Source organism: Streptococcus mitis (genome assembly GCF_003942695.1).
Classification (GTDB): Bacteria; Bacillota; Bacilli; order Lactobacillales; family Streptococcaceae; genus Streptococcus; species Streptococcus mitis_BD.
In genome coordinates, this window is record NZ_RJNU01000003.1 from 41,768 (window position 1) to 53,736 (window position 11,969).

9 protein-coding genes and 1 pseudogene are annotated in these 11,969 nt (G+C 43.0%); 9 read left to right on the plus strand and 1 reads right to left on the minus strand.

Going from position 1 to position 11,969, the window contains the following annotated elements; translation table 11 throughout:
* Positions 1-5 precede the first annotated feature (5 nt).
* A pseudogene (locus tag D8852_RS03055) lies at positions 6-1,295 on the minus strand (ISL3 family transposase).
* 210 nt (positions 1,296-1,505) lie between these two features.
* Here D8852_RS03055 and D8852_RS10140 point away from each other — a divergent pair.
* The 9 genes from D8852_RS10140 to D8852_RS03110 all read left to right on the plus strand — a co-directional run bounded on the left by D8852_RS10140 (position 1,506) and on the right by D8852_RS03110 (position 11,806).
* On the plus strand, positions 1,506-1,841 hold the full coding sequence (locus D8852_RS10140; protein WP_260467089.1) for a hypothetical protein: 336 nt from the start codon (positions 1,506-1,508) through the stop codon (positions 1,839-1,841).
* Between the two features lie 18 nt (positions 1,842-1,859).
* Positions 1,860-2,150, plus strand: a complete 291-nt coding sequence (locus tag D8852_RS03070; protein WP_125424573.1) for a hypothetical protein — start codon at positions 1,860-1,862, stop codon at positions 2,148-2,150.
* Positions 2,151-2,310: 160 nt separating this feature from the next.
* The gene (gene secA / locus D8852_RS03075; protein WP_125424574.1) at positions 2,311-4,824 is read left to right on the plus strand and encodes a preprotein translocase subunit SecA; all 2,514 of its coding nucleotides are present in this window, start codon (positions 2,311-2,313) and stop codon (positions 4,822-4,824) included.
* Between the two features lie 79 nt (positions 4,825-4,903).
* On the plus strand, positions 4,904-5,935 hold the full coding sequence (locus D8852_RS03080) for a 3-deoxy-7-phosphoheptulonate synthase (protein ID WP_125424575.1): 1,032 nt from the start codon (positions 4,904-4,906) through the stop codon (positions 5,933-5,935).
* Position 5,936: 1 nt separating this feature from the next.
* A complete protein-coding gene (locus D8852_RS03085; protein WP_125424576.1) occupies positions 5,937-6,968 on the plus strand; it encodes a 3-deoxy-7-phosphoheptulonate synthase in 1,032 nt (343 codons plus the stop codon).
* Positions 6,969-7,012: 44 nt separating this feature from the next.
* Positions 7,013-7,375 carry a holo-ACP synthase gene (gene acpS, locus D8852_RS03090; RefSeq protein WP_125424577.1) on the plus strand — a complete coding sequence of 121 codons (363 nt, stop codon included), beginning with the start codon at positions 7,013-7,015 and terminating at the stop codon, positions 7,373-7,375.
* Positions 7,365-8,468 carry an alanine racemase gene (gene alr, locus D8852_RS03095; RefSeq protein WP_125424578.1) on the plus strand — a complete coding sequence of 368 codons (1,104 nt, stop codon included), beginning with the start codon at positions 7,365-7,367 and terminating at the stop codon, positions 8,466-8,468. Before acpS ends, alr begins: the two co-directional genes overlap by 11 nt.
* 21 nt (positions 8,469-8,489) lie before the next feature.
* The gene (recG, locus tag D8852_RS03100; RefSeq protein WP_125424579.1) at positions 8,490-10,505 is read left to right on the plus strand and encodes an ATP-dependent DNA helicase RecG; all 2,016 of its coding nucleotides are present in this window, start codon (positions 8,490-8,492) and stop codon (positions 10,503-10,505) included.
* Between the two features lie 317 nt (positions 10,506-10,822).
* Positions 10,823-11,806, plus strand: coding sequence for an acetylxylan esterase (locus D8852_RS03110; RefSeq protein ID WP_125424680.1), 984 nt, complete (start codon positions 10,823-10,825; stop codon positions 11,804-11,806).
* The last annotated feature ends 163 nt before the right edge of the window (positions 11,807-11,969 follow it).

Sequence of the window (11,969 nt, forward strand, 5' to 3'; positions counted from 1 at the left end):
GTCAGCTAAGCTCGAGAAAGGACGAATTTCGTCCTTTCTTTTTTGATGTTCAGAGCGATAAAAATCCTTTTTTTGAAGTTTTCAAAGTTTCGAAAACCAAAGGCATTTCGTTTAATGAGTTTAATAAGATTATTCGTTGCTTCCAATTTGGCGTTGGAATAGGGTAATTGGAGAGTGTTGACGATCTTTTCTTTATCCTTGAGGAAGGTTTTAAAGACAGTCTGAAAAAGAGGATGAATCTGCTTTAGATTGTCTTCAATGAGTCCGAGAAATTTCTTTGGTTCTTTATTCTGAAAGTGAAACAGTAAGAGCTGATAGAGATTATGGTGGTGTTTCAAGTCTTCTGAATAGCTCAAAAGCTTGTCTAGAATCACTTTATTAGTTAAGTGTATACGAAAACGCTGAGTTTACGGTTATCCTGTTAAATGAGCTGCCAATAGCGTTTCAGCGCCTTATATTGGTGCGATTTTCTATCAAATTGATTCATGATTTGGATGCGAAGGCGGTTCATAGCACGGCTATGAAAGTGATCGAATACAATTTTGGTATTCGGGAATGAAACAGTCTGGGAGACTGTCTCAGCCTGAGCCTAGAAATTCGAAAGCGAAGTCGTCTAGCCAAGTCATAGTAAGGGCTAAACATATCCATCGTAATAATTTTCACCTGACAACGAACAGCTCGCTCGTAGCGCAGAAAGTGATTTCGGATGATAGTTTGTGTCCTGTCTTCAAGGACAGTGATGATATTGAGCTTGTCAAAATCTTGCGCAATAAAGCTCATCTTCATCTCCCGATTGAAACAGTCACTCCCCTGACTGTTTCAACATCCCAAGACATAATCTCTGGAAGACGAGAAAAATCATGTTTAAAACGGAAGTCATTGAACTTTCGGAGAACAGTTGAAGTTGAAATGGCCAGCTGATGAGCAATATCGGTCATAGACGTCTTTTCAATCAACTTTTGAGCAATTTTTTGGTTGATAATACGAGGGATTTGATGATTTTTCTTGACTAGGGAAGTCTTAGCGACCATCATTTTCGAACAATGATAGCACTTGAAACGACGCTTTTTAAGGATAATTCTAGTAGGCATACCAGTCATTTCAAGGTAAGGAATCTTAGAAGGTTTTTGGAAGTCATATTTCCTCATTTGACTTCCGCAATCAGGACAAGATGGGGCGTCGTAGTCCAGTTTAGCGATGATTTCCTTGAAGGTATCTCTATTAACAACATCCATAATTTGGATATTAGGGTCTTTAATGTCTAGTAATTTTGTGATAAAATGTAATGGTTCCATATGATTCTTTCTAATGATGGTTTGGTCGCTTTTCATTATAAATCTTATGGGACTTTTTTTCTACAACAAAATAGGCTCCATAATATCCATAGGGGATTTACCCACTACAAATATTATAGAGCCGAATAAACAAGCAAGATCTGGGAAGACATTTCCAGATCTTTTTGATAGAATGAAATCAAAGAAAACGTTATTAAAAAGAGGTGTGTGATGGAGAAATTTTTTATATTATTGCTATTATCACCCTACTTTTATTTTTTTCATTGGATTGAGAAGGCGGACAAAAATAGTAAATATTTCGCGTTTTTCTATTACTTTTACTGGATTTATCTCCCTTTGTGGGCTTTGTTCAGTATCGCTTTTACAATTTTTTCATTTTTTATTTTCAATATTATCTTGAAAAATCCTGCTGATTTAACAATTTGGGGGATATGGTTCCTTTTAGTTTTTTTGTCTCTTGTGAATGACTGGAAAATATATGCCTGTCTAAAGAGAATGTTCAAGCTGAAACAAGAGAACAAAACGAGGACATTCATCAATAGCTAAAGTTTATAGGAGGTTCCGATGTTCAAAATAAAGCAGTTCATTCATCAATACTACAAAACCTACATTCTTACGATTTGCTTGTTATGGTTGCTGGTCTTTTGTCTTCCATGGGATTGGCAAATAGGAGGAGTTTCGGTTTATTTCTTCATCATGAAAAAACTCTTTGTCGTCTTTGGTGTATTGGCAATCTTTTTCTCAGTACTGACTAAAAAGATGAGTCTCTTCCTCTTTGGAGTCCTCTTTTGTATGGCCTTCTGGATCAATCTTTTCCTGATTTTTGGAATTTTGCCAGCTCTGCTTGGCAATTAAATTTTTGTGTGAAATGTAGTCCATAAAAAGCCAAGAGGCTGACCTAGAAGTTAGCCTCTTTTCCCTGTTTAAACGCGGATTCTTTCTTGAAAATTAAGAGTAAATGTGCTAGAATTAAAAGAACATTCTAAAATATTCAGAATCTAAAGTAAGGAAAATAATGGCTAATATTTTAAAAACGATTATCGAAAATGATAAAGGGGAACTTCGTCGTCTGGAAAAGATGGCAGACAAGGTTCTCAAATATGAAGATCAGATGGCAGCCTTGACGGATGACCAGCTAAAAGCAAAAACAGATGAATTTAAGGAACGTTACAATAAGGGAGAATCACTTGATTCACTGTTATATGAGGCTTTTGCGGTAGTACGTGAAGCTGCCAAGCGTGTTCTTGGACTTTTCCCATATAAAGTTCAGGTCATGGGTGGGATTGTCCTCCACCATGGAGATGTGCCAGAAATGCGTACTGGTGAAGGGAAAACCTTGACAGCGACGATGCCTGTATACCTCAACGCTCTAGCAGGTGAAGGGGTTCACGTAGTAACGGTCAACGAGTACCTAACGGAACGTGATGCGACTGAGATGGGTGAATTGTACTCATGGCTTGGTTTGTCAGTAGGGATTAACTTGGCAGCTAAATCTCCAATGGAGAAAAAAGAGGCTTACCTTTGCGATATTACCTACTCAACCAACTCAGAGATTGGTTTCGACTACCTTCGTGACAACATGGTTGTTCGGGCAGAGAACATGGTACAGCGTCCGCTCAACTATGCCTTGGTCGATGAGGTTGACTCGATCTTGATTGATGAGGCTCGTACTCCTTTAATCGTTTCAGGGGCCAATGCTGTGGAAACTAGTCAGCTGTATCATATGGCGGATCACTTTGTCAAATCTTTGGACAAAGATGACTATATCATCGACATTCAGTCTAAGACTATTGGTTTGTCTGATTCAGGGATTGACAAGGCTGAAGGCTACTTCAAGTTAGAAAATCTCTACGATATTGAAAATGTAGCTCTTACTCACTTTATCGACAATGCCCTCCGTGCCAACTACATCATGATTCTCGATATTGACTATGTGGTTAGTGAAGAGCAGGAAATCCTGATCGTCGATCAATTTACAGGTCGTACCATGGAAGGTCGTCGTTATTCTGATGGTTTGCACCAAGCGATTGAAGCCAAGGAAGGTGTGCCAATCCAAGATGAAACCAAGACCTCAGCTTCTATTACCTACCAAAACCTCTTCCGTATGTATAAGAAATTGGCAGGTATGACGGGTACTGGTAAGACAGAGGAAGAAGAATTCCGTGAAATCTATAACATTCGTGTCATCCCAATCCCAACTAACCGTCCTGTTCAACGTATTGACCACTCTGACCTTCTTTATGCAAGTATTGAAGCAAAATTTAATGCTGTTGTTGAAGATGTCAAGGTTCGTTACCAAAAAGGACAACCTGTCTTGGTTGGTACTGTTGCCGTTGAAACCAGTGATTATATTTCTCAGAAATTGGTTGCAGCAGGAATTCCCCACGAAGTTTTAAATGCGAAGAACCACTACAAAGAAGCGCAAATCATTATGAACGCTGGTCAACGTGGTGCGGTTACCATCGCGACCAACATGGCCGGTCGTGGTACTGACATCAAGCTCGGTGAAGGTGTTCGTGAATTGGGTGGACTTTGTGTCATCGGTACAGAACGCCACGAGAGCCGTCGTATTGATAACCAGCTTCGTGGACGTTCAGGAAGACAAGGAGATCCAGGTGAGTCTCAATTCTACCTATCTCTTGAGGATGACTTGATGAAACGCTTCGGTTCAGACCGCTTGAAAGGTGTCTTTGAACGCCTCAATATGTCAGAAGAAGCTATTGAGTCCCGTATGTTGACCCGTCAGGTTGAAGCAGCTCAAAAACGCGTTGAGGGGAATAACTACGATACACGTAAACAAGTTCTTCAATACGATGATGTCATGCGCGAACAACGTGAGATTATCTATGCGCAGCGTTATGATGTTATCACTGCTGACCGTGACTTGGCTCCTGAGATTCACGCTATGATTAAACGTACGATTGGACGAGTTGTGGATGCTCATTCACGTTCTAAGGAAGAAGAAAAAATCAAAGCTATCTTGAACTTTGCTAAGTACAATCTGCTACCAGAGGGTTCTATTTCTGAGGAAGATTTGGCTGGTTTGTCAGATCGTGATATCAAAGATGAACTCTTCCAACGTGCCTTAAAGGTCTACGATAGTCAAATCTCAAAATTACGAGACGAGGACGCAGTCAAGGAATTCCAAAAAGTCTTGATTCTGCGTGTTGTGGATAACAAGTGGACAGACCATATTGATGCTCTTGACCAGTTGCGAAATGCTGTTGGACTTCGTGGCTATGCGCAAAACAACCCAGTTGTTGAGTACCAGGCAGAAGGTTTCCGCATGTTTAACGACATGATTGGGTCAATTGAATTTGACGTCACTCGTTTGATGATGAAAGCGCAAATCCATGAACAAGAAAGACCACAGACGGAGATTAATATTAGCACAACGGCTACTCGTAATATTGCAGCACAGCAGACTCATCTTCCAGCAGATGTGGACTTGAGCCAAATCGGACGAAACGACCAATGCCCATGTGGATCAGGTAAGAAATTCAAGAACTGTCATGGTAAGAGACAATAATATGAGATAAGATACAGGCGGATACCTGGTGAAAATACATTTTTACTTGGTGTCCGTTTGCTTTATAAGGAGATGAATCATGGTATTTACAGCTAAAAGTCCTAAAATTAACATTGAAGAAGTTCGCGCCTTGTCTAAATTAGAGGGAGTGGCTCTTGCGAGAAAAAACCGACGTGATCAGGAATTGGAAGCCATCATCCGTGGGGAAGACCAGCGTATTCTCTTGGTCATTGGACCATGTTCATCTGATAACGAAGAGGCGGTTCTCGAGTATGCCAAGCGTCTATCTGCTTTGCAAGAAGAGATCAAAGACCGTATTTTTATGGTCATGCGTGTCTATACAGCTAAACCTCGTACCAATGGAGATGGCTATAAGGGCTTGATTCATCAACCGAATGCGACAGAAACTCCTAGCTTGATCAATGGGATCAAGGCTGTTCGTCAGCTACATTACCGTGTGATTACCGAGACGGGTATGACAACTGCTGATGAGATGCTTTACCCGGAAAATCTTCCGCTGGTGGATGATTTGATTTCTTATATGGCTGTAGGAGCTCGTTCAGTAGAGGACCAACAGCACCGTTTTGTAGCGAGTGGAGCAGACTTTTCAACAGGATTTAAAAATCCAACATCTGGAAATCTCAATGTTATGTTTAATGGGATTTATGCTGCGCAAAATAAACAGAGTTTCCTCTTCCTCGGTAAAGAGGTGGAAACAACGGGGAATCCTTTGTCCCACGCCATTCTTCGCGGTGCCTTGAATGAATACGGGAAAAATATTCCTAACTACTACTATGACAATTTGATGGATACCATTGCCCAGTATGAAAAGATGGGCTTGGAAAATCCCTTTATCATCATCGATACCAATCATGACAATTCAGGCAAGCAGTACATGGATCAAATCCGTATCGTACGCCAGACCTTGATCAACCGTGACTGGAATGAGAAAATCAAAAAATACGTTCGAGGTTTTATGATTGAGTCCTATCTGGAAGATGGACGTCAAAATGAACCTGAAGTTTTTGGCAAGTCTATCACGGACCCTTGCCTAGGATGGGACAATACGGAAGCACTTGTTCGTGAAATCTACCAAACGCTAGGAGAATAAGATGGCATTTATCGAAAAAGGTCAAGAAATTGATATTGAAGCAATCAAGGCTGCGACCCAGCTGTTACCTGAAGCCTTGCGTTATAAGGAAGCGCGAGATCGAGAGTTGGCAACCATCATCTCGGGTGAGGACGACCGAATTCTTTTGGTGATGGGACCGTGCTCTTCTGACAATGAAGAGGCTGTTTTGGAATATGCCCACCGTTTAGCTGAATTGCAGAAAAAAGTTGCGGATAAAATTTTTATCGTGATGCGGGTCTATACAGCTAAACCTCGTACCAATGGAGATGGCTATAAGGGCTTGATTCATCAGCCAAATGCTAGCGAGGCTCCTAGTCTCATCAATGGTTTGCAGGCTGTTCGTCAGTTGCACTACCGTGTGATTACCGAAACGGGCTTGACGACAGCTGATGAAATGCTCTATCCGTCAAATCTCATTTTGGTTGATGATCTAGTCAGCTACCATGCTGTAGGAGCTCGTTCAGTAGAAGACCAGGAACACCGCTTTGTAGCCTCTGGGATTGATGCTCCAGTTGGGATGAAAAATCCGACATCTGGGAACCTTGGAGTTATGTTTAATGCTATCTATGCAGCTCAAAACAAGCAAACCTTCCTTTACCATGGTCAAGAGGTGGAGACTTCAGGAAATCCCTTGGCCCACGTTATCCTTCGTGGCGCCATGAATGAATATGGCAAAAATGAACCCAACTTCTACTATGAGACCCTCTTAAACGCTATCAACCGTTATGAGACCATGGGACTTGAAAATCCCTTCATTATCATCGATACCAATCATGACAATTCAGGCAAGCAGTATATGGAACAAATTCGCATTGTTCGCCAATCCTTGCTGAATCGCGACTGGAATGAAAAGATTAAAAAGACGGTTCGAGGCTTTATGATCGAATCTTACCTAGCAGATGGTCGCCAAAACCAACCAGAAATCTTTGGTTGTTCCATTACCGACCCTTGTCTAGGTTGGGAGAATACAGTAGCCTTGGTAGAAGAAATTTATACTACCTTAACAAAATAAGTGAAAAGGATGGAGTTGGGGGAATCTCAACTCCTTTTGTGAGAATGATAGTTGGACATGGAATTGACATCGAAGAATTGGCTTCGATAGAAGGCGCAGTTACACGACATGAAGGATTTGCCAAGCGCGTGCTGACCGCTAAAGAAATGGAGTGCTTTACCAGTCTCAAAGGGCGCAGACAAATCGAATATTTGGCAGGTCGTTGGTCGGCTAAGGAGGCTTTTTCCAAGGCTATGGGGACAGGTATTGGCAAACTGACCTTTCAGGATTTGGAAGTCTTGAACAATGAAAGAGGGGCTCCCTATTTTAGTCAAGCGCCATTTTCAGGAAAGATTTGGCTGTCGATCAGCCATACAGATCAGTTTGTGACAGCCAGTGTCATTTTGGAGGAAAATCATGAAAGCTAGTCCACATAGACCAACCAAGGCTCTCATTCATCTGGGAGCTATTCGACAAAATATTCAGCAAATGGGGGCTCATATCCCTGAAGGAACGCTCAAGTGGGCAGTGGTCAAGGCCAATGCCTACGGACATGGGGCAGTAGCTGTTGCCACAGCTATCCAAGACGATGTCGACGGCTTTTGCGTTTCCAATATTGATGAAGCTATTGAGTTGCGCCAAACAGGGATAAACAAGAAAATCCTCATCTTAGGAGTTTCTGAGCTAGAAGCTGTTTCCCTAGCTAAAGAATATGACATCACCTTGACAGTAGCTGGACTGGAGTGGATTCAAGCACTCTTAGCTACTGGTGCTGACCTAGATGGATTGTCGGTTCACCTTAAGATTGACTCAGGAATGGGACGGATTGGTTTTAGAGAGGTCAGTGAAGCTGATCAAGCTCAGGACTTGCTCAAGCAAGAGGGGGTTCGTGTTGAGGGAATCTTTACTCACTTTGCGACTGCAGATGAAGCATCAGATGCCTACTTTAATAAGCAGTTAGAACGCTTTAAGATTGTTTTAGCAAGTATGAAGGAGGTACCAGAGCTGGTACATGCCAGCAATTCGGCAACGACTCTTTGGCATGCAGAGACTATTTTCAATGCAGTCCGTATGGGAGATGCCATGTATGGTCTCAATCCCAGCGGAGAGGTCTTGGACCTGCCTTATGACCTGACACCAGCCTTGATCTTGCAATCTGCCCTTGTTCATGTCAAGACAGTTCCAGCTGGAACCTGCATGGGCTATGGAGCTACCTATCAGGCGGATAGCGAGCAAGTCATCGCGACCGTGCCAATCGGCTATGCGGATGGTTGGACACGAGACATGCAGAATTTCTCCGTCTTGGTAGATGGACAAGCTTGCCCAATCGTCGGACGAGTATCTATGGACCAAATTACCATTCGTTTGCCTAAGGTTTACCCACTCGGAACCAAGGTAACCTTGATTGGCTCCGACGGAGATAAGGAAATCACAGCTACTCAAGTAGCAGTCTACCGTGGAACTATTAACTATGAGGTGGTTTGCCTCCTCAGCGATCGCATTCCGAGAGAGTATTATTAAACCAAAGAAAGGAGGGGAAGCATGAATCTACACCAACCCTTGCATGTCTTGCCTGGTGTGGGACCAAAGTCAGCAGAGAAATACGCCAAACTAGGCATTGAAAACTTGCAAGACCTCTTGCTCTACTTTCCTTTCCGTTACGAAGACTTCAAGACCAAGCAGGTGCTGGAACTGGAAGACGGTGAAAAGGCGGTTCTTTCTGGTCAAGTCGTGACTCCTGCCAGTGTCCAGTATTATGGTTTTAAGCGTAATCGTTTACGCTTTAGTCTCAAACAGGGAGAAGTCGTTTTTGCGGTGAATTTTTTTAACCAGCCCTACCTAGCAGATAAAATAGAGTTGGGAGCAACGCTTGCCGTTTTTGGCAAATGGGATCGGGCTAAAGCCAGTCTGACTGGGATGAAGGTTCTGGCTCAGGTGGAGGATGACCTCCAGCCTGTCTATCGTCTGGCTCAAGGAATCAGTCAGGCTGCTCTGGTCAAGGTTATCAAGACAGCCTTTGATCAGGGGCTGGACCTCTTGATTGAGGAAAATCTTCCCCAGTCTTTGCTGGACAAATACAAACTCATGTCCCGCTGTCAGGCAGTTCGTGCCATGCATTTTCCTAAGGATTTGGCAGAATACAAGCAGGCCCTTCGCCGTATCAAGTTTGAGGAACTCTTTTACTTTCAAATGCAGTTACAGACGCTTAAGTCTGAAAATAGAGTTCAGGGAAGTGGTCTGGTTCTGAATTGGTCTCAGGAAAAGGTGACAGCTGCTAAAGAAAATCTTCCTTTTGTCCTGACCCCAGCTCAGGAAAAGAGTTTGCAGGAAATTTTGACAGACATGAAGTCCGACCATCACATGAATCGTCTCCTGCAAGGAGATGTGGGGAGTGGGAAAACGGTGGTCGCTGGCTTGGCTATGTTTGCGGCAGTGACGGCTGGCTATCAGGCTGCTCTCATGGTTCCGACAGAAATCCTAGCAGAGCAACACTTTGAAAGTCTACAGAGCCTCTTTCCAGACTTGAAACTCGCTCTCTTGACAGGATCCTTGAAAGCTGCAGAAAAAAGAGAAGTCTTGGAAACAATTGCCAAGGGTGAGGCCGATTTGATTATCGGAACCCATGCTCTGATTCAGGATGGGGTGGATTATGCTCGTCTTGGTTTGATCATCATCGATGAGCAGCACCGTTTTGGTGTAGGGCAAAGGCGTGTTCTGCGGGAAAAAGGGGACAATCCTGACGTTCTCATGATGACAGCGACACCGATTCCTCGAACCTTGGCTATCACAGCCTTTGGAGATATGGATGTTTCCATTATTGACCAGATGCCAGCGGGGCGGAAGCCCATTGTAACTCGCTGGATCAAGCATGAGCAGCTGCCTCAGGTCTTGACTTGGTTAGAGGGAGAAGTTCAAAAGGGTTCTCAAGCCTATGTCATCTCTCCCTTGATTGAAGAATCTGAAGCTCTGGATCTGAAAAATGCCATTGCCTTATCTGAGGAGTTGGCAGCTCATTTTGCCGGCAAGGCAGAAGTGGCGCTTTTACACGGTAAGATGAAGAGTGACGAAAAAGACCAGATTATGCAGGAGTTCAAAGAGAGAAAGACAGATATTCTGGTTTCGACGACGGTTATTGAGGTTGGGGTTAATGTTCCCAATGCGACTGTCATGATTATCATGGATGCCGATCGGTTCGGTCTCAGCCAACTTCACCAGCTCAGAGGCCGTGTGGGTCGGGGTGACAAGCAGTCCTATGCTGTTCTCGTTGCAAATCCTAAGACTGAGTCTGGGAAGGACCGCATGCGCATCATGACAGAAACGACTAATGGATTTGTCCTTGCGGAGGAAGATTTGAAAATGCGTGGTTCTGGTGAGATTTTTGGAACCAGACAGTCAGGACTTCCAGAGTTCCAAGTGGCGGATATTATCGAAGATTTTCCGATTTTAGAAGAAGCCAGAAAGGTTGCCAGCTACATTAGTTCTATAGAAGGTTGGAAAAAGGATCCAGAATGGCGCATGATTGCTCTCCACTTAGAAAAGAGAGAACATCTGGATTAAGCCTTTTCTAAGAAATCTATAAGCTAGCTTTTAGGTTTGGATCTTATACTAGAATCATCAAAAAGAAACGAGGACTCTCACATGACTATTAAAGTAACCTACCAAAAGAAATTCCAAACCGTCAAACTAGAGAAAGGAGCTAGCACCTATTGATACACAGAGAGCGGAAACGCTCTCTTTATTTTTAAAACTACTTTCAGACGATAGGTTTGAAGAAAGAGAATCTAAAATCACTTTCTATTTAGCATTCTTTCTTGCATTGCCTTCCTAGATATGCTAGAGTTATGATAGCGATTACAAAACTAAAGGAGCATGCTATGAAAAATCCAGCTTTGTTAGAAGAAATCAAGACCTATCTAGGACGGGATGAGGTTCCAGAAGACTTTGATGCTTTCTGGGATGAGGAATTAAAAAAAGTTTCCACTCTTCCAGCCTACCAGTTGGAGGAAAGAGATTTCCACATTCCACAAGTCAAGTGCTATGAGCTAACATTTGAGGGAACTAATGAAGGAAGAGTCTATGCACGCATCGTCCTTCCAAAGACTGAGGAGAAAGTTCCGCTAATCTTCCATTTCCATGGTTATATGGGACGTGGTTGGGACTGGGTTGACATGTTGGCTTATACTGTGGCTGGTTACGGTGTAGTTTCCATGGATGTGCGGGGGCAGTCGGGCTATTCGCAAGACGGCTTGCGCTCTCCACTAGGAAATACGGTGAAGGGACATATCATCCGTGGTGCTGTGGAAGGTCGGGAACATCTCTTTTATAAGGATGTCTATCTGGATATTTACCAGTTAGTTGAAATTATTGCTAGTCTGCCTCAGGTGGATGAGAAGCGACTTTCTAGCTATGGCGCTTCACAAGGAGGAGCTTTAGCTCTGGTCGCAGCAGCGCTCAATCCTCGAATTCAGCGAACAGTTGCCATCTATCCTTTCTTGTCAGACTTTAGACGGGTGCTTGAGATTGGCAATACCAGTGAAGCCTATGACGAACTTTTTCGATATTTCAAGTTTCACGATCCCTTCCATGAAACAGAGGAAGAAATCATGGCGACCCTTGCCTATATCGATGTGAAAAATCTTGCCCATCGTATCAAAGGTGAGGTCAAGATGATTACGGGCTTGGATGACGATGTCTGCTATCCTATTACCCAGTTTGCGATATACAACCGCCTAACTTGCGACAAGGCCTATCGCATCATGCCAGAGTATGCTCACGAAGCCATGAATGTTTTTGTCAATGACCAAGTCTACAACTGGCTCTGTGGCAGTGAGATTCCTTTCTCCTATGTAAAAAAATAAGTTTAAGAGAGCCTTGAGCTCCCTTTTTGTTTTCCAAAATCGAAAAGTACTTTCAGGAAACTTGAAACATTAAAATAGTTTTAAAAGTAGAATCTATCCTATATCATTAAGCTATAAAGTTCAGAGTTTATTGTATAATAAGGGAAAGACATTGTGCGAAAGG